This is a genomic window from Streptomyces sp. NBC_00414, from assembly GCF_036038375.1.
Taxonomy (GTDB): Bacteria; Actinomycetota; Actinomycetes; order Streptomycetales; family Streptomycetaceae; genus Streptomyces.
In genome coordinates this window covers 5,734,006-5,752,136 of sequence record NZ_CP107935.1, presented here as the reverse complement: position 1 = coordinate 5,752,136, position 18,131 = coordinate 5,734,006, and the positions used below count along the sequence as shown (strand labels likewise).

The following is an 18,131-nucleotide window of genomic DNA, read 5'->3' as shown; positions in this document are numbered from 1 at the left end:
GGGACGCGCCGATCGCCCGCTCGCACCCCGGGCCGCCCGGACGTTTCCGGCCGTCAGCCCGCGATCAGATGGTCGAACTCGCCGTCCTTGACGCCCAGAAGCATGGCCTCGATCTCCGCGCGTGTGTATACGAGAGCCGGGCCGTCGGGGAAGCGCGAGTTGCGCACGGCCACTTCGCCGCCCGGCAGCCGGGCGAACTCCACGCAGGACCCCTGCGAGTTGCTGTGCCTGCTCTTCTGCCAGGCCGCCTCGTGCAGCTCCGTGGCAGCCATGCCGTTGTACACGTCGTGGTCCACAGGTCGCTCCCCGGTGGTGCATTGGCGTCTGTTGCCATTGATGCAGTGGTCAACTGCCCCGGATCATAGCTGTCTTCACATGCAGATGCATGGGCAGATGCACGTGCACGGGGGGTGTTCTCCTGGTTACAGGTTTGACGGTCGCGAAGCCCGAATCGTTCCAACTCCGAGCCCTGTTCATGGAAGAGACGCACACCGGGCCCTTCCTGTTCCGAAACGGCCCCGCCCCGCCCGATGAATGAACGGGCGGGGCGGGGCCGTCGGGTAGGCAGGGGCCGACGGGGCCCTGGAGGCCGCAGAGACCTTGGGAGACCTGGGAAACCGGGGGTTGCCGGGGCCTGTCGAAGCCGCTGTGGCGGCCGGGACTACCGCGACGCGTAGGGCAGCAGGGCCATCTCACGGGCGTTCTTGATCGCACGGGCCAGCCGGCGCTGCTGCCGCGCGGACACCCGGGTGACCCTGCGACTGCGAATCTTTCCGCGGTCGGAGATGAACCGCCTCAACAGGTCCGTGTCCTTGTAGTCGATGTACGTGATCTTCGCCGCATCCAGTGGGTTGGGACGGGGCACCGGCTTGCGGCCGGAGTCACGTGCCGTACGTGCGGTACGCGCCGCAGGTGCCGTACGTGCCATGGGTCAGACCTCCAGGAGGATGTCGAAGGCGGGCGGGAGCCGCTTCCACGCGGTGCGCCCCGCGGCGAACTCCGCGTCGGTCAGCAGGCAGGACTCCAGGAGCAGTTCGAGCCCGTCGCGGTCCCGGCCGGGCGAGGTGAAGACGAGGTGCTGGCAGCGGTCGCCGTGCTCCGGGTGCCAGTCCAGAGCGGCGGCGGCCCGGCGCACCGGGGGCACCAGGTCCCAGGCCGCGTCGGGCAGGGACGCCATCCAGGGTCCGGCGCCCTCCACACACAGGGCGCCGCCGGCCGCGTCCCAGTGCAGCAGGGTGTCCGGCCGGTCCGCGAGCCAGAACCGGCCGCGACTGCGCGCCGCCGCGCAGGCCAGATCCTCCAGCGCCGCGTAGAGCCGCTCCGGGTGGAACGGCCGGCACCGGTGCCATACGAGCGTGGCGACCCCGCACTCGTCCGCCTCGGCCGGCAGCAGCGCGCAGGCCGGATGCTGGGCAGCGGCGGCGGCCTCCACGTCGAACCCGGCGAGCGCGGCGGCGGCCAGCGCGGAGCGCGCGGGCTCCGCGGCCACCGGTTCCGCACCCGCCGGTTCCGCGACTGCGGCTTGTGGGTCAGTGGCTTGTGGGCCCACGGTAGGCAGGATCAGCACCTTGTGGGCGGTCGGGTGGAGTTGGGCCAGCAGGGCCCGGTCCTCGTCGTCCGCGTCCTCCGAGGCGGCGAGGGCCAGCACCGGGGCGTACTCCAGCTGGCGGGCGAAGGTGTCGGCGACGGTGCGCTGGTCGGTCACGGCCGCGGCGAGGCCCGCGTCGGCGAGGTCGTCGCCGTTGGCGAGGTACGGGAGCACCAGCGCGGGGTCGACCGCGGTGATGACGCCCGTGAGCCGCAGTCCCGCGCTCGCGACCACCTCGGCCATCGCCTTCGGCTCGACCGAGTCCCAGAGCTCGACGATCGCGAGGTGGGTCAGGCCGTCCGCCGCGAGCCGCTCCAGCTCCGGGACCAGGTCCTCGCGCAGGGCGCAGCAGGCGCAGTCGTTGACCAGCGGTGCCTCACCGGCCGAGACGATGCCGGTGCGGTCGCGGACGGTGCGGACCACGGTGCCCTTGGCGGCCGTGGCGAGGTCGTGGTGCAGCGCCACCGCGCCCGGTACGTCGGCGAGCAGCCGCTCCACCGCCTGCCTGCGCGCATCGGCGTGCAGTCCGCCGACGACGGCGACGGACAGCATCAGCGCTCCCCGCTCTTGTCGGCCCCGGCCTCGTCACGCCCGGTGTCCCGCCTGGCGTCACGGCTGGCGTCACGGCTGCCGAAGCGGCGCTCGAAGCGCTCCACTCGGCCGGCCGTGTCCATCACGCGGGCCGTCCCCGTGTAGAAGGGGTGGCTCACGTTCGAGATCTCGACGTCGACGACCGGGTAGGTGTTGCCGTCCTCCCACTCGATCGTCTTCCCGCTCGTCATGGTCGAGCCGGTCAGGAAGGCGTGGTTCGCGGCCCGGTCCCGGAAGACGACGGGCCCGTACGCCGGATGGATTCCCTCGCGCATGACGCTCAGCGCTCCTCTCGGAAGTCGATGTGGCGGCCTGCGACCGGGTCGTACTTGCGCAGGGTCAGCCGGTCGGGGTCGTTGCGGCGGTTCTTGCGGGTGACGTAGGTGTAGCCGGTCCCGGCCGTGGACCGGAGTTTGACGACCGGGCGGAGTTCGTTGCGTGCCATGTGGCTAGTATATGAAAACGAATCCCATTACCAATAACTGGAACGGGAAGAGATCGAGAGAGGTACGTCACTCACCATGTCCGCACACTGCATGCTGACCGGGACCCGGCCGGGTTTCGGCAACTCCATCTCCCACTCGCACCGGCGCACCTCGCGCCGCTTCGACCCCAACATCCAGAGCAAGCGCTACTGGCTGCCGGGTGAGGGCCGGTACGTACGGCTGAGGCTGAGCACCAAGGGCATCAAGACGGTCGACGTCATCGGCGTCGAAGCGGCCGTGTCCCGGATCCGGGCCCGTGGGGTGAGGGTCTGATGGCGAAGAAGAGCAAGATCGCGAAGAACGAGGCGCGGCGGGAGATCGTGGCGCGGTACGCCCTGCGGCGGGCCGAGCTCAAGGAGATCGTGCGCCGGCCGTCCTCGACGGAGGAGGAACGGCTGGCCGCCGGGCGGGAGTTGAGGCGGCAGCCGCGGGACGCGAGTGGTGTGCGGGTGCGCAATCGGGACAGTGTGGACGGGCGTCCACGGGGGTATTTGCGGGCGTTCGGGCTTTCCCGGGTGAATCTGCGGGAGCAGGCGCATCGAGGCTTCCTGCCGGGGGTTCGGAAGTCTTCCTGGTAGGGGGTGGGGGCTCTGGCGAGGTCTTCGGCGGGGCTCTGGCGGGGGTCGACCTCGGCTGCGGGCCGGTGGGGGCTGGCCGCGCAGTTCCCCGCGCCCCTGGGTGGGTGGGGGTTGCGGCTGGGTTCTGGGGGCGGGCCCGTCCGGGCCGAGCGCGCCGTTCCCCGCGCCCCCGGGGTGAGTGGGGGCGCGGGGAACGGCGCGGTCCGCCCCCACCGGCCCGCAGCCGGCGAACCCACGTACTGCTGGTAACTTGCTGCGATTCGACCAGTCCGGCCACACCCTGGAGGCTTCAGTGACTTCGCCGACCTTCTCACGCAGGCACGCGCGGATCACGGCCGCGGCGGCAGGACTGGCGGCCACGCTCGTCCTGACGACAGGCTGCAGTGGTGACGGCGGGGACGGCGACAAGGACTCCCCGTCCGGCACGAGCACGGCACCCACCGCCTCCGCGGACACCGGCGGCGGCTCGGGCGACAGCACGGCCGAGGCCGACGGGCTGGACGGCAACTGGCTGACCACCAAGGGCGGCAAGGCCGTGGCGCTGGTGATCACCGGCAAGGAGGCCGGCCTGTTCTCGACGAGCGGCTCCATCTGCAGCGGCACCGCGGGCAAGACCTCGGGCATGCGGATGATCGCGCTGAAGTGCACCGACGGGAACAAGGACCGGGCCGAGGGCATGGTGGACTCCGTCGACTCCACGACCCTGAAGGTCACCTGGGAGGGTTTCGGCTCGGAGACGTACACCCGGTCCGAGGGCGAGGGCCTGCCGCCCGGACTGCCTACGGCGAGTCTGGGTTCCTGACCCCGGCCGTCTTCTCGACCGCCGCCGTCCCGTCGAGCGTCATGGGCGGTACGGCGGTGTCGAGAGCCTCGGACAGCTCGATGAGGGCGTCGAGGACAAGGCGCGCCGCGTCACGTACGAACTTGTCGTTGTCCGGGGTGGAGGGGGCAGCGGGGTCAGCGGGGGCAGCGGCAGAGATGGAAGGTGCCTCCGCCTCCACTTCTGCCTCCGTCTCCGCCGCCCTCCCCCCTTCCCCCGCCCTCTGCGTCTCCCAGGCGTCCAGTGCGGCCCGTACCGCGTCCCAGGTCGGGACCCGGCGCTCGCGGATGGCCTTGGCGCCCTGCTGGGTGGAGTCGCGCAGGGCCTCGGCGAAGCCGGCGGCTGCCGGGACCGGGGTCGCGCCGCGTTCCGGCAGGTGGGCCTCCAGGAGCATGGCGACGCGGCCGAGTTGGGCGAGCGCGTCCTCGGCGTCGTCGGCCGCGGTCCGGGACAGTCCCCGGTGGCGGACCGGTTCGGCGGTGGCGCGGGCCACGGCCGTGTGCCAGGCCGCGCGGGCGGTGCGCGCGGTGAGCAGGGCCTCACGGACGTCCGCGGCCTTCCTGAGCGCCGGGTCGGCGTAGGCGTCGAAGACCACGGCGGCGTAACGGCCCTGCGCGGCAAGCCAGTCCGCGAGGCGGGTGCGCAGGCGCGGGGTCTCCCACGCCGGGTAGACGGCGTACGCGATCATCGCCAGCAGTCCGCCGAGCAGGGTGAGCAGGACGCGTTCGGGCACGGTCTGGGTCCACTGTTCGCCGCCCATGCCCAGCAGGAAGACCACGTACGCGGCGATGCAGCCCTGGGCGGCGAACTGGCCCGTGCGCATCAGTAGGTACATGAGCGCGGCACTCACCACGGCCAGGGTGCCGGAGAGGTACGTGCCCGGGTCCGCCAGCCGCACCACGGCCGTGGCCACGGCCACCCCGACGACGGTGCCGCCGAGCCGGGCCACCGCCCGGCTGTACGTCTGCGAGAAGTCCGGGCGCATGACCATGACCGAGGTCAGCGGGGCCCAGTAGCCGTGTCCGAGGGGCAGCGCGGTGCCGAGGACGTAACCCACGGCGGCGACCGCGGACACCCGCGTGGCGTGCCGGGTGATCGGGGAACCCCTGCTGAATTCCTTGCGCATGGCCTGGAGCGCGGTGGGGATCAGCGCGAGGAGGGTGGGGCGGCTGCGGGCACTCGGCGTTCCCGCCCGGGTGCCCTTGAGAGCGGGCTCAGGAGTGCTCTTGGGAGAGCTGCCGCCCGCCGTTTCCAGTACGTCCTGGAGGAGGGTGTTGAGGCGGGACGCCGCGCGGTAGGGGCGGCCGGTGAGGATGCTCCCGGTGTCCGGGGTGCGGAAGGTGGCCAGGGCCGCGGCCGGGACCTTGACCGGCTCGCCCCGGCGGATCGCGTGGGCCGCCGCGTCGAGGATGGCGCCGGCGGCATTGAGCAGTTCACGGACGCGGTCGCGGGCGTGCCCCTCCGCCGGGACTCCCATCGCCGGGTCGGCGAGCGAGGCGAGGACCGGGCGGATGCGCTCGGCGATGCCGCGGGCGCCGTGCAGTTCGGCGGGCCGGCGGCGGGCCTGGCGGGGTGTGACGGCGGCCGCGTTGCGGGCCTCCATCAGGGGCAGCGGGTCGAAGGACGCGAGGGGATCGTGGCGCAGCCTGCGCGCGTAGTCCGCCTCGGCGGCCAGGGCGTCGGCGAGCGCGTCACGGTGGGCACCCCAGCGGCGTACGGGGAACAGCACGATCAGCGCGGCCTGGACGACTCCGCCCACGATCATCATGGCGGCGTGACCCGCGGCCTGGGCGACAGAGGTCGGCAGGGTGACCGTCACCAGCATGATCGCCACGTTCGAGGACGCGATCAGACCGATGGTCGGGCCCGCGGCCCAGCTCATCCCCGCCGCGAACGTCCACACCACCAGCAGTGCGAGGAAGAGCGGCTCCTGGGAGATCGTGAGGTAGCCGAGGAAGGTGGAGACGGCGAGACTCGTACCGGAGGCGAGGGCCAGTTCGGGGCGGGGGCGCCAGCTGCGCTGGAAGGTCGCGATCGCCGCCTGGAACGCGCCGAACGCCGAACTCGCGGCGGCGGCGGGTCCGAAGGCCCACAGGCTCACCGCGATCACGATCGCGAGCCCCACCGCTCCGCGCACCGCGACGAGAGGTTCGAGCCGCGTCTTCTCCACGGCGAGCCCCGAGCGCGCGGTGTCCTTAAGCGCTCGTCGCCAGCTCACTGCGCCAGCGTACGGGAGGGGCGGGAGAGGCGGAGTATCCGCGACCGGCAACGTGTGAAGGTTCAACCGGCGGTGGAATACCGGCACACGGAACCGCATGATGATCTACGAGCACCGCCACCATCACCATGACCGTCACTGTCACTGTCACTGTCACCACCGACATCGCCACCAGCAGTACGACCCTGAGGCCAGAGGAAATCCATGCGCACCCTGCCGATCGCCGTCACCGCCCTCGCGGCGACGCTCGCCCTGACCCTGACCGCCTGCGGAGGCGACGACGGTGACGGCGGTGACAAGAAGACCGGCGGCGGGAAGAACGGTTCGTCGGCTTCTTCGACCGCCTGCGCGGCCGACAAGCTCGGCCAGGAGGTCGTCGCGAGCGAGGCCCCGGCCGCGGGCGACACCGGGACCGTCTCCGTCACCCTCACCAACGGCTCCGGAGCCGACTGCACGCTGAAGGGCTTCCCCACCGTCGGCCTGGACGCCGGCGGCACCGCCCTGTCCGTCGCTCCGGAGAAGTCCGCGGAGCCGGAGAAGCTGACCGTGCAGAAGGACGAGACGGTCGGCTTCACGATCACGTACGTCCGAGGGCCCGCAGGTGACGCCCAGAAGGCCGCCGCGGTGAAGACCGTCGAGTACAAGCTGCCCGGGGCCGACGCCGAGCTGTCCTTCGCCTGGAAGTACGGCGAGGTGTCCCTGCGGAGCGAGGGCGAGCCCGACGCGTCGGTGACCCCGGTGCAGCGGACGGGCGACTAGGAGACCAGGACCGGTCCGGTCCGGTCGGGGGGACGGGCGACTACGGCCTGCGCAGCGGCGGTCGTGCCCTCACCTGGGCGCGACTACGGCCTGCGCAGCGGCGGTCGCGCCCTCACCTGGGCGCGGTCCGCCGCCGCGGCTCCCTCCTCCCAGCCGGCCGCGTCGTTCACCCCGCGCATCCGGGTCGTGACGGTGTCCGGGAACATGCGTTCCGCCTCCTCCGTGACCGCGACGTCGCGAGCCGCGAGGACCGGCAGCAACTCCCCCCGCGTGGCGGCCGTCTCCCCCTCCGTGGCGGTCACCTGCCCCTCGGCCGCGTCGGCCAGCCGGTCGCCGATGCGATGCGCGTACGCGGCGAGGAAGGACTGCCGGAAGGACTTCGTACGCTTCCTGCCGCCCGCGCGCTGGGCCGCCTCCGCCTTCGTCATCGCGGTCGTGGCCTGTACGAGGAGCGAGGTGTAGAGGAGTTCGACCGCCTCCAGGTCGGGCTCGAAGCCGACGACGGTGGAGAAGCCGAGGGCCTCGATCCACACCGCGCGGCACCGGTTGGCCCCGGCCACCGCATCGAGGAGGACCGCCTTGGCGGTCTCGTACGGCGGATCGACGCCGATCCGGCAGGCGCCGGGCGCGTCCTTGGCGTGCGTGCGCGCCGCGAGCAGCGCCCCGTCGATGCTGTGCCGCGCCATCAGCTCCTGCGCCTTGGCGCTCAGCGCCTCCGCCTCCTCCGGGAAGCCGGTCGCCTCCGCCTTGGCGAGGAGCGCGCGGATACGGGTGAGCATGCGGGTGTCCCGTGGGGCCGCGGTGCCCCCGGACGGGCGGGGTACGTGTGCGTCCAGCGGCTCCAGGGTGGGCAGCCGCAGCAGCAGGCGGTACAGCTCCAGGGCCGCGGTCGCGTACTGGAAACGGTCCGCGCGGTCCGCGCGGGGTGTGCCCGGCCCGGCGGCCAGCTCCTCCAGCTGCGCCGCCCAGCGCGGGCTCCGGGGCGCGCGGTCCCGGCGGGCCTCGGCGAGGACCAGCTCCGACACGAGGCGTTCGTGCACGTCGTCCAGCTCGCGCCGCACGACGCGTACGACGTCGGCGGGCTGCCAGCCGCGCCGCCAGGCCGCCGCGACGAACTCCTCGCCACGGCGGGCGAGTTCGGCGTCGGAGGCGGGGTCGGCGGCGAGCAGGGAGGCGCCGGTGTCGAGGGCCGCGTCGGAGTCGGCGTAGAGGGCGGCCGCGAAGGCGCGCTCCACCGTGGAGGACGTACTACTCATCCGTCGATCGTGTCATGGGTGGAACGGGTGGCCGGCCGGGTGACCACCCGGCAAGCAGCCAGGCCCGACCAGACCCGGCTGGAGCCGACCGGACCTGCCCGGACCAGACCCGACCCGACCGACCCGACCCGAGTGTCAACGCGAGGTTGACACCTCTCGACTGTCAACCTACGGTTGACACATGACCACGAATCCACGCGTCACCACTTCCGTACGCCTCGACGACCTCATCGAGGCCATCAAGAAGGTCCACGAAGACGCTCTCGACCAGCTCCAGGACGCGGTGATCGCCGCGGACCACCTCGGCGACGTGGCCGACCATCTGATCGGGCACTTCGTGGACCAGGCCCGGCGTTCGGGCGCCTCCTGGACGGACATCGGCAGGAGCATGGGGGTCACCCGGCAGGCCGCGCAGAAGCGCTTCGTACCGAAGGCCGAGTCGGACCTCGACCCGAGCCAGGGCTTCAGCCGCTACACGCCACGTGCCAGGAACGTGGTGGTGGTCTCCCAGGAGGAGGCCAGGAACGCGGGCAACGACCAGATCCGCACCGAGCATCTGATCCTCGGCCTGATCGCCGAGTCGGAGGGCCTCGGGGCGCAGGCGATCACCGCGCAGGGCATCACCCTGGACGCCGTGCGCGAGGCCGCCACCGCCGCGCTCCCCCCGCGCGCGGAGAGCCTGCCCGCGCTCATCCCCTTCGACAGCAACGCCAAGAAATCCCTCGAACTCACCTTCCGCGAGGCCCTCCGGCTCGGCCACAACTACATCGGCACGGAGCACATCCTGCTCGCGCTGCTGGAGCACGAGGACGGCGCGGGCCTCCTCAGCGGGCTCGGCGTCGACAAGACGGCGGTCGAGGCGAACATCGCAAAGGCGCTGGAGAAGGTGCGCAAGTCCCTCCAGGAGGACCGACCGGCCCGCTGACCGGGCATGACCCGGCGCGATCACGGCCCTGAACCGGCAGTTCAGGGCCGTTGTCAGACCCTCCTGCGAGACTCGCGTCATGACCGGACGGTGGGCTCTCGCGCCGGCCGAGGACGGCGGCGTCGAGCTCGCCCCCCTCGGCCCCGACGGGCTGCCCGCCGGACCGCTCCTGCGGGAGCCGGACCTCGCCGAGTCCGTACGCTCCCGGCCGGACGTCACCCGCTGGGTGTGGCGGGCGACGGCGGAGGTCTACCCACGGCTGCGCGCCGAGGGTGTCCGGGTGGAGCGGTGTTACGACCTGGAGGCCGCCGAGACCCTCCTGCTGGGCCACGAGGGACGGCTCGGCGAGCCCCGTTCGGCCGCCGCCGCGCTGGCGAGACTGCGCGGCGGGCCCGTACCGCCCGACCCTCCGCAGCGTTCGGCCGAGCCCGGCTCGCAGTCCTCTCTCTTCGAGCCGCGCCCCGGCCCCGGCAGCCACGTATCGCTGGCCCAGCTCATCGAGGTGTACGGGGACCAGCAGCGAAGACATGACGCGACCGCGCGGCCCGAGCGGATGCGGCTGCTCACGGCGTCGGAGTCGGCGGGCATGCTCGTGGCGACCGAGATGAACGAGACCGGGCTGCCGTGGAGCACGGACGTGCACCGCGAGGTCCTGCACGAACTGCTCGGCGAGCGGTACGCGGGCGGCGGCGAGCCACGGCGGCTGGCCGAGCTGACGGAGGAGGTGTCGGCGGCGTTCGGCCGCCGGGTCCGGCCCGACCTGCCCGCGGATGTCGTCAAGGCTTTCGCGCAGGCGGGGATCAAGGTGAAGTCCACACGGCGCTGGGAGATCGAGACCATCGACCACCCTGCGGTGAAGCCCCTGGTCGAGTACAAGAAGCTGTACCGGATCTGGGTCGCCCACGGCTGGTCGTGGCTCCAGGACTGGGTGCGGGACGGGCGGTTCAGACCGGAGTACCAGGCGGGCGGCACCGTCACCGGCCGCTGGGTGACCAACGGCGGCGGCGCCCTGCAGATCCCCAAGGTCATACGCAGGGCCGCGGTCGCCGACCCCGGCTGGCGGCTCGTCGTGGCGGACGCCGACCAGATGGAGCCGCGCGTCCTGGCCGCGATCTCCCGCGACCCCGGTCTGATGGAGGTGGCGGGGCGTGAGAGCGACCTCTACCAGTCCGTCTCCGACCGGGCCTTCTCCGGCGACCGCGCGCAGGCGAAGCTCGCCGTCCTCGGCGCGGTCTACGGCCAGACGTCCGGCGACGGCCTCAAGAACCTCGCACAACTGCGCCGCCGCTTCCCCAAGGCGGTGGCGTACGTGGACGACGCGGCGCGCGCGGGCGAGGAGGGCCGCCTCGTACGGACCTGGCTGGGCCGCACCTGCCCACCGGCGGCGGGGTCGGACTCCTCGGGCGAGGAGGCGGGGATCCCGGACAGCGAGCAGACCGGCGGAGGGGGTCCGGGTGGTGCGGGCGAGGGCGCCGAGCAGGAGGGCGCCCAGGACTGGGTGCCCGGGTACGCGTCCAGCAACTCCCGTGCCCGGGGCCGCTTCGCCCGTAACTTCGTGGTGCAGGGCAGTGCCGCCGACTGGACGCTCCTGGTGCTGGCCGGGCTCCGGCGCGCCTGCCGGGACATGGCGGCCGAGCTGGTCTTCTTCCAGCACGACGAGGTGATGGTGCACTGCCCGGCGGAGGAGGCCGACGCGGTGGTCCTGGCGATCCGGGAGGCGGCGGAGGAGGCGGGACGGCTGACGTTCGGACAGACACCGGTGCGGTTCCCGTTCACCACGGCGGTCGTGAAGTGCTACGCGGACGCGAAGTGAGCGTGATGAGCGTGATGAGGGTGCCGAGTCCGGTGAGAGCGCTGATTTCGGCCGGCCCGGTGATCTCGGTGAGCCCGGTGAGCCCGTTGGCCTGGTGAGCGGGGGTCAGCCGATCCGGCTCAGCAGCAGGTCCCTCAGCTCCTCGACCACCGGGCTGTCGGTGCCGTCGAGTTCGTCGAGGGCCAGTACCCACTGCTCGTACGCCTCCTCGGTGCGGCCCGCCGACCGCAGCAGCAGGCCCTGCTGGTGCCGGGCGAGCCCCGCGGTGTAGCGGTCGGCGCGCCGCTCGGCCCGCTCCAGCAGCAGGGCGCACTCCCGGGCGGCCCGCTCCGAGCGGTCGAGGTCGCGCAGCGCGCGCACCAGACCGAGCCGGGTCTGCGAGCCGCTCTGCCAGTCGACCCCGTCCGAGACGCTCAGGGCACGGTCGAAGTGCTCCAGCGCACCGGCCGGTTCGCCGAGCGTGAGGTGGGCGTACCCGATGTTGCAGTGCCCGGACTCGCGGACCCGTGAGTCGCCCATGGCCTCCCCGAGCGCGAGGCTCCGCTCGTGCCACTCGATGGCGGCGCGCGGGTCGCTGTGCTCGTACAGATTGCCGAGGTTGCTGTAGGCGACGGCCTCGCCGTCCGGATCGCCCGACTCCCGCGCCAGTTCGAGGCTCTCCCGCAGGGCGGTCTCGCACTCCGCGTACCGGCCCAGGCTTTCGAGCAGCAGCCCCCGGTTGTTCAGACAGCGCTGGACGCGCGACCGGACGCCGAGGCCGCGCCAGAGCCCGAGCGCCTGGTCGGTCAGGACGAGCGCCTCGCCGGCCCGGCCCTGCATGAAGTGCAGGGCGGCCAGGTCGGAGAGCGCGATGGCCTCGGCGGCGTCGTCACCGAGGCGCCGCGCCACGTCCAGCGCCCGCCGCCCGAGCGTCGCCAGTTCACGGAGCCGGCCGCGCCGCTGCAGATACGGGAAGAGGGCGCGGACCAGGACGGGGACGAGCGGGGAGGCGGTGGCCGGGCCCTCGACGAGCGCGACGACGTTCGCCACCTCCCGGTCGCCCCAGGCGACGGCCTCGGCCGCCGAGCCGAAGGGCGGGAGCGGGACACAGGGCGGGAGCGGGACGCAGGGCGGGAGCGGGGTGGACGGCGCGAGCGGGGCGGACTGCGCGAGTCGGCCGGAGGGGGTGGCTCCGTCTCCTCCGGTGGTCGCGTGCTCCCGCTCGGCGGAGGTCACGCCGAGCCGGTTGTCCCGGTCGACACCGGCAGAGGTCAGAGCCGGGACACACCGGCGGGCGGAGGCGATGTACCAGCGCAGCGCCACGTCCGCCGTGGAACCGGGATCCGGGCTTGAGGTGTCACGGGCGACCTCGCGGGCGACCTGGGCGACCTCGCGGGCGAAATCCCGTACGAGGTCGTGGGGGGCGTAGCGGCCGTACGTGCTCTCGTCGAGGAGGGCGACGTCGACGAGGCGGTCGAGGGCGGCCTCCGCACGCCGTTCGCCGGTGCCCAGCAGCCGTGCGAGGAGCGGGACCCCGTACGTCGGCAGGTCGAGCGCGCCGATCCGGCGCAGGGCCAGCGCGGCGTCCCGGTCGGCCTCGCGGTCGGAGGCGCGCAGCGCGTCGAGGGCGACCGCGAGCGAGCGGCGCACGCTGAGGTCGTCGTACTCCAGGTGGTGCAACCGTTCGTCGCTGGCGGCCAGTTGACCGGCGAGCGCGTCCGGTGTGAGCACCCGGCGGGCGGCGAGGCGCGCGGCGACGATGCGCAGCGCGAGGGGCAGCCGTCCGGTGAGGCCGACGAGCGGGTGCGTACCGTCGAGGCCGTCCCGCCCGGAGACGGCGCGCAGGAGTTCGGCGCTCTCCTCGTCGGAGAGCGGCGCGAGCGGGAAGCGCGTCGCGCCGTCGAGCGCGGTGAGGGGCGAGCGGCTGGTGACGATCACCGCGCAGCCGGGGCCCGCGGGCAGCAGGGGGCGGACCTGGGCGGCGTTCGCGACGTCGTCCAGTACCAGCAGGGTGCGGGTCGGTGCCAGCAGGGAGCGGAGCAACGCGCTTGCGGCGTCCGGGTGTTCGGGCACGCCTCGCGGTTCCACACCGAGGTCGCGGAGCAGTGCGGCGAGGGCCTGCCCGGCGGTGAGCGGCGGCACGCCCGGCGTCGCCCCGTGCAGGCGTACGTACAGCTGGCCGTCGGGGAAATCCGCCCGCAGTCCGTGTGCCACCCGCAGGCCCAGCGCGCTCTTCCCGACCCCCGCCATGCCGCTGACGACGGCCACCCGGGGGCGGCCGTCCCCGGCTGCGGCGCGCGTGGCCGGGGCGAGCGCGGCGCGCAGGGCCTGGACGGTCGCGTCGCGGCCGGTGAAGTGGAGCGGGACAGGGGGGAGTTGGGCGGGTCGCGGGACGGCGGCGGTGGAAGGGGTGGGGGAGGCTTCCGTCCGCGGCGCGGGAGGGGCGCCGGGCGTGGCCGCCCGGGAGACCTGCGTGGGAATGGCGGGGGCGGTCGGGGGCACGGCGGGAACCGGGGCCGGGGCCAGAACCGGGGCCGGAACCGGAGCCGGAGCCGTGGCGAAGGTTTCCGCAAGGATCGTGGTGGTGGCAGGCCTGAGCGGCGGCGCAGTCCCCCGGGCGCCTCGGCCGACGGCGGCCCGCTCTACGGACTCGACGGGCTCGACGGACGGCGTCCGGAGGAGGGTGGCGGTCACCGCGGTCGCGCCCCGGGGCCCGCCCGGACCTCCCGGCTCCCGCAGGATCTCCAGGTGGGCGTCCCGTACCGCGGCCCCCGGCTCCACACCGAGTTCGCGGACGAGCCTGCCGCGCAGGTCACGGTGGACGGCGAGGGCTTCCGCCTGGCGTCCCGTCCGGTACAGGACCAGCATCAGCTGGCGGTGAAAGGCCTCACGCAGAGGGAACTCGGCTACCAGCGCGGCCAGTTCGGGAGCGAGCCCGGAGAGCCGTACACCCCGGTCGGCCGCCCCGTGGCCGAGCGCGAGTTCGGCGTCGTAACGGCACTCCAGCGCGAACAGCCGCGCCTCCCGCAGCCGTTGGACGAGGTGGGTCCCGCCGGCTTCCGGGGACCAGCCGCCCAGCGGGGTGCCGCGCCACAGTGCGAGCGCCGACGCTGCCTCGGCCGAGGCCCTCCCCCAGTCGCGCCGTGCGTGTGCGGCGCGGGCTGCCACGACCCGGGCCTCGAAGACCTGGACGTCCAACTCGTCTTCCGCCACGCGCAGTTGGTAGCCGGGCGCGACAGCCCTCAGACGGTCCGGGTCGTCCAGGAGGCGCCGCAGACGGGTCACGTGGTTCTGTAGCGAGGCGTGCGCGGACGCGGGCGGGAAGCTGCCCCACAGCGCGTCCTTGAGCAGGTGCACGGAGACGACCCGGCCCGGTTCCAGGAGCAGCGCGGTGAGCAGGACGCGCCCCTTGGCGCTGCTGACCGGCCGGGGGACGCCGTCGGCGTCGTACACGACCGTCGGCCCGAGCAGCCCGAAGCGCAGCCGACACGAGCCCGCGGGCAGGGCCTCGACCGAAAGGGGTGCCACCTCGGACGTGGGCGTGCCGGGCAGACCGGTCTCCCGTTCCGACCGCTTCCCGCCGCCCACCTGTTCGCCTCTTCCCGTCGGCGGCGCCGGGCGGCCGGAATCCGACGTTCCGCATGCCCTCGGGCGGAACTCCGTGCCCCGCCGCACCGTTCGTCCCATGTTAGCGATCGGTTGGCGTGGCCTGATTTGATCACCACTTCGGATCCGGTCGTTCCGGTACGCGGTAGGCGTCGTAGGTCGCCGCGACTCGGGGGAGTGTCGCCGTCGCGACCGGGTCCGAAAGTCCCGCGGCACACACTTGAGGAATCCACGTGAGGCACACGTGTGAGGAATCCACGTGAGGCATCCGCGTCCCGGGCGGGAAGCGGACCATCCCCGGGCTGCGGCGGCCCCCGGGCTCCGGCGGTCCCCCGGGCTCAGGCCGCCTCAGATGACCGGCGGTCGCCCCAGCCGCGTGAGCCGCCACACGGTCTTCCAGCGCATCGGCCGGCGCTCCCCTGCCGACACCCTCAGCCCCTCCACGAAACCGCCGAACCACGCCCGCAGCCCACCGACGGACCGGGTCCGTACGAGGGTCAGCGCGATCCAGACCGCCAGGTGGACGGGGATGAGCGGAAGCGGCAGCCGGCGCCTGACCAGCCAGACGCGATTGCGGGCGGTGACGCGGTGGTAGATGGCGTGCCGGGCGGGTGACGTCTTCGGATGCTGGAGCAGCAGCTCGGGCTCGTACCGGATGGTCCAGCCGGCGTCGGCGGCCCGCCACGCCAGGTCGGTCTCCTCGTGCGCGAAGAAGAACTCGGCGGGCCAGTCACCGGTCTGCGCGAGCATCTCCATGGAGAGGGCGTGGCCGCCGCCGAGGAAGCAGGTCACCTCGCCGCCCCGCATGGGGTCCTTGGCGCCGAGCCTGGGTACGTGCCGCCGCTGGGTCTCGCCGTTCTCGTCGGCGATACGGAATCCGACGATGCCCAGGCGCGGCTCGGCGGCGTACAAGTCCCGAACCGTGCGCAGGACATCGGGGTCGACGAGCAGCCCGTCGTCGTCCAGTTCGACGACGACGTCCACGTCCCCGAACTCCCGCAGCCGCCGCAGTGCGACGTTGCGGCCGCCCGGGCAGCCGAGGTTCTCGTCGACCTCGATGGCGGTGACCTCACCGGGCAGGCCCAGCCGCTCGGCGAACTCCGGCAGCGGAGAGCCGTTCCCGACGATCACGATCCGCGCGGGTGCGACGTCCTGCTTGGCCACCGACGCGAGCAGCGCGTCGACCTCCTGGGGCCGCGTGCCCATCGTCACCACGGCCACCGCGATCCGCGGTCCCACCGACATGACGCCCACCCCGATCCCGGCCTCGTCGCCCGATCTCGACCTCGTCGGACAATCAGAGAGCGATGCTAGCCGTTCACGGTATGGACTCCTCAAGTACGCAGCGCCTTAAGGGTGTCGCGACGCCGGCCTGCGCGGCCGCGGGTCGGGGCGTCACACCGGGGGCGTCGCGTCGGGTGTGACGCCGGGGCGTCATGCCGGGGCGTCGGGGCGTCGCGTCGGGGGCGTCACGCCGCACGAGGTGCCCCAGGGGGCCCGCCGACGGGTAGCGTGTCCATGACCCGCTTCCGGCGACCGCACGGACCGCAGGTCGCCGAGACGCCAGGACGCCGAGGTCACCGGACAGCACCGGCGTGACCGGCGGGACCGAGGGGAAGGGAAGGGGCCCACGACATGACCGTTTCCGTCTCCCTGATGCTGATGGCGGCCGTCGCCCTGACCGCCGCGGTCGTGGTCCCCCGCGTCCTGACCGGCGCCTCCTGGCCCGAGCGGGAGCCCGTACTCGCGCTGTGGGTCTGGCAGTGCCTGGTCGCCACGGTCCTGCTGTGCTGTCTGACGTCACTCGTGCTCAGCGCCTCCGCCGTCTTCCACACGGTCCGCGCGCATGTCTTCGCGCCCGCGCCGCCCGCCGTCACCGCGGCGTACGACCTGGCCGCCGCCCCGCCCTGGACCACCGCCCTGACGCTGCTGCTGGCCGGCGGCGCCGCCTGGACCACGGCCATGCTCGCCCGTGAGGTGACGGAGGCGCGCAGGCGCAGCCGCCTGCGCCGTGAGCACCTGCGCGAACGCGCCCCCGAGCTGCCGGCCGGCCTCCCCGCCGCCCGCGGCCCGCTCCTCGTGCTGGAGGACGAGTATCCGGACGCGTGGTGGATGCCGGGCAACCCGTCCCAGCTCGTCGTCACCACGGGCGCCCTGCAGCGCCTCACCGACCATCAGCTGGACGCCATCCAGGCCCACGAACTCGGTCACGCGCGCGCCCGCCACGACTGGCTCCTGCACTTCTCGCAGGCGCTGGCCGACGGCTTCCCGGGTGTCCCGGTATTCAGCCACTTCCGCGACCAGACGCACCGCCTCGTCGAACTCTCCGCCGACGACACGGCCTCGCGCCGCTGCGGTCACCTGACCACGGCGCTGGCCCTGATCGAGCTCAACCAGCACCGTGGCGTCCTGTCCTGCGCCACCCCCAGGCCCCTGCTCCACCAGCGCGTGGAACGCCTCCTGGACCCGCCGCCCCGCCTCACCCGGACCCACCGCCGAAGCACCACGACGGCCGCCGCGCTGGCCCCACTGCTCCCGCTGCTGATCGCCTTCGGCCCGGCCCTGACGACCCTGACCTCCTAAAGCCGGCGACACCTACCGCCCGCCCGCTGCCGGAGTTCTCCGAGGACCGCGGGTGTCGAGCCCGTACGGTTCGAGCGCCGTGCGGGGGGCTCACCCCTGCAACAGCTCAGTGAGCGCCCGCTCCGACCAGTGCTCCGCCGCCCCCGGGCAAGCCGCGACGTACGAAGCAACCGCTTCGATGTCCCACGCACCGGCCGAGAGCAACCCCGCGGCCAAATGGCGCACGTAAGCCGACGAGGGAGGGTTCCACGGAACGTCCCGCATGCTCCAAGGGGCGGTGAAGGTCAACACCGGCAGCCCGTCCACCTGACCGGCACAGACCAGGGTCTCGTACCGCCCCGACCCCAAAGCCGCCGATCCGCAGGTCAGCGCTTCGGCGAAATCAATCTCCGTCCCCGGCTCCCTGTACATCTCCTGAGCCGCGATGTCCGAGAACTGGCCCGCCGTCACCAGATGCGCTCTCGCCAACACCCGGCCTTCGGCTCCCGGGTCGTAGAACGCCCTCCCGCCTCCCCAGACCAGCGATTCGGTCGCGAAGTACACGGCGCCCGCGAGCTCGACCGGGATCGACCTGCGGGGCATCCTCGGATCTCGGCAACCGGGACAAGTCATCGCCGTACCGGGCGGCCGGCCCCCCTGGATGTAGAACCGAAGACGCTCCAAGTGCATGTTGGACCCGTAGGACGCGTACCAGACACACTCGGGCCGAAGATCATCCGGCAGGACCGGGTCGACAGCTCGCAAGGCCTTCACGCGCTACATGCTCCCGCAGAACCCGCTCACGCAACGGGGGCCGACCGCAAGCCGCGCACCCGCGTCAAGCCCCTCGCGCGGCCCGCGCCCACACCAATAGCAAAAGCCCCAGGTCACGGCGAGTGAGAATCCTGGGGCTTCCACAGAGCCGCCTTCGGGATTCGAACCCGAGACCTA

17 protein-coding genes are annotated in these 18,131 nt (G+C 73.2%); 7 read left to right on the top strand and 10 right to left on the bottom strand.

Annotation, left to right across the window (positions count from 1 at the left end; genetic code table 11):
* Positions 1 to 53: 53 nt before the first annotated feature.
* The 5 genes from OHS59_RS24995 to rpmG all read right to left on the bottom strand — a co-directional run bounded on the left by OHS59_RS24995 (position 54) and on the right by rpmG (position 2,624).
* Positions 54 to 296 carry a DUF397 domain-containing protein gene (locus OHS59_RS24995; protein WP_328495635.1) on the bottom strand — a complete coding sequence of 81 codons (243 nt, stop codon included), beginning with the start codon at positions 294 to 296 and terminating at the stop codon, positions 54 to 56.
* A 365-nt stretch (positions 297 to 661) separates the two neighbouring features.
* A complete protein-coding gene (gene rpsR, locus OHS59_RS24990) occupies positions 662 to 928 on the bottom strand; it encodes a 30S ribosomal protein S18 (RefSeq protein ID WP_328495634.1) in 267 nt (88 codons plus the stop codon).
* 3 nt (positions 929 to 931) lie between these two features.
* Positions 932 to 2,140 (bottom strand): GTP-binding protein, encoded by a 1,209-nt coding sequence (locus OHS59_RS24985; protein ID WP_328495633.1) that lies wholly within the window; start codon positions 2,138 to 2,140, stop codon positions 932 to 934.
* Positions 2,140 to 2,454 (bottom strand): type B 50S ribosomal protein L31, encoded by a 315-nt coding sequence (locus OHS59_RS24980; RefSeq protein WP_328495632.1) that lies wholly within the window; start codon positions 2,452 to 2,454, stop codon positions 2,140 to 2,142. Before OHS59_RS24980 ends, OHS59_RS24985 begins: the two co-directional genes overlap by 1 nt.
* 5 nt (positions 2,455 to 2,459) lie before the next feature.
* Positions 2,460 to 2,624 carry a 50S ribosomal protein L33 gene (rpmG, locus tag OHS59_RS24975; RefSeq protein WP_328495631.1) on the bottom strand — a complete coding sequence of 55 codons (165 nt, stop codon included), beginning with the start codon at positions 2,622 to 2,624 and terminating at the stop codon, positions 2,460 to 2,462.
* Between the two features lie 76 nt (positions 2,625 to 2,700).
* On the opposite strand from rpmG, the gene rpmB reads away from it, so the two are divergent.
* The 3 genes from rpmB to OHS59_RS24960 all read left to right on the top strand — a co-directional run bounded on the left by rpmB (position 2,701) and on the right by OHS59_RS24960 (position 4,044).
* Positions 2,701 to 2,937, top strand: coding sequence for a 50S ribosomal protein L28 (gene rpmB, locus OHS59_RS24970; RefSeq protein ID WP_328495630.1), 237 nt, complete (start codon positions 2,701 to 2,703; stop codon positions 2,935 to 2,937).
* Positions 2,937 to 3,242, top strand: coding sequence for a 30S ribosomal protein S14 (rpsN, locus tag OHS59_RS24965; protein ID WP_328495629.1), 306 nt, complete (start codon positions 2,937 to 2,939; stop codon positions 3,240 to 3,242). The genes rpmB and rpsN overlap by 1 nt, the downstream gene beginning before the upstream one ends.
* Before the next feature lie 292 nt (positions 3,243 to 3,534).
* A complete protein-coding gene (locus OHS59_RS24960; protein ID WP_328495628.1) occupies positions 3,535 to 4,044 on the top strand; it encodes a hypothetical protein in 510 nt (169 codons plus the stop codon).
* On the opposite strand, the gene OHS59_RS24955 is transcribed toward OHS59_RS24960, so the two are convergent.
* Positions 4,022 to 6,280: an FUSC family protein gene (locus tag OHS59_RS24955; RefSeq protein WP_328495627.1), complete on the bottom strand. Its 2,259-nt coding sequence runs from the start codon at positions 6,278 to 6,280 to the stop codon at positions 4,022 to 4,024. The genes OHS59_RS24960 and OHS59_RS24955 overlap by 23 nt on opposite strands.
* Positions 6,281 to 6,484: 204 nt before the next feature.
* Here OHS59_RS24955 and OHS59_RS24950 point away from each other — a divergent pair, with 204 nt between their 5' ends.
* Complete coding sequence (locus OHS59_RS24950) at positions 6,485 to 7,039, top strand: DUF4232 domain-containing protein (protein WP_328495626.1); 555 nt, start codon at positions 6,485 to 6,487, stop codon at positions 7,037 to 7,039.
* Between the two features lie 83 nt (positions 7,040 to 7,122).
* On the opposite strand, the gene OHS59_RS24945 is transcribed toward OHS59_RS24950, so the two are convergent.
* Entirely contained in the window at positions 7,123 to 8,295 is a 1,173-nt protein-coding gene (locus OHS59_RS24945) for a DUF2786 domain-containing protein (RefSeq protein WP_328495625.1), read from the bottom strand.
* A 181-nt stretch (positions 8,296 to 8,476) separates the two neighbouring features.
* Between OHS59_RS24945 and OHS59_RS24940 the strand changes: the two genes are divergently transcribed.
* Positions 8,477 to 9,220 (top strand): Clp protease N-terminal domain-containing protein, encoded by a 744-nt coding sequence (locus OHS59_RS24940; protein WP_328495624.1) that lies wholly within the window; start codon positions 8,477 to 8,479, stop codon positions 9,218 to 9,220.
* Positions 9,221 to 9,299: 79 nt separating this feature from the next.
* The gene (locus OHS59_RS24935) at positions 9,300 to 11,033 is read left to right on the top strand and encodes a bifunctional 3'-5' exonuclease/DNA polymerase (RefSeq protein ID WP_328495623.1); all 1,734 of its coding nucleotides are present in this window, start codon (positions 9,300 to 9,302) and stop codon (positions 11,031 to 11,033) included.
* Between the two features lie 105 nt (positions 11,034 to 11,138).
* Here OHS59_RS24935 and OHS59_RS24930 read toward each other — a convergent pair whose 3' ends face one another.
* Both OHS59_RS24930 and OHS59_RS24925 read right to left on the bottom strand, forming a co-directional pair.
* Complete coding sequence (locus OHS59_RS24930) at positions 11,139 to 14,540, bottom strand: BTAD domain-containing putative transcriptional regulator (RefSeq protein ID WP_443061646.1); 3,402 nt, start codon at positions 14,538 to 14,540, stop codon at positions 11,139 to 11,141.
* Positions 14,541 to 14,966: 426 nt separating this feature from the next.
* Positions 14,967 to 15,863, bottom strand: a complete 897-nt coding sequence (locus OHS59_RS24925; RefSeq protein WP_328495622.1) for a glycosyltransferase family 2 protein — start codon at positions 15,861 to 15,863, stop codon at positions 14,967 to 14,969.
* A 390-nt stretch (positions 15,864 to 16,253) separates the two neighbouring features.
* On the opposite strand from OHS59_RS24925, the gene OHS59_RS24920 reads away from it, so the two are divergent.
* On the top strand, positions 16,254 to 17,201 hold the full coding sequence (locus OHS59_RS24920) for a M56 family metallopeptidase (protein ID WP_328495621.1): 948 nt from the start codon (positions 16,254 to 16,256) through the stop codon (positions 17,199 to 17,201).
* 90 nt (positions 17,202 to 17,291) lie between these two features.
* Here the strand turns inward: OHS59_RS24920 and OHS59_RS24915 are convergent, their stop codons facing one another.
* Positions 17,292 to 17,744 carry a histone deacetylase gene (locus tag OHS59_RS24915; protein WP_328495620.1) on the bottom strand — a complete coding sequence of 151 codons (453 nt, stop codon included), beginning with the start codon at positions 17,742 to 17,744 and terminating at the stop codon, positions 17,292 to 17,294.
* Positions 17,745 to 18,131: the final 387 nt, after the last annotated feature.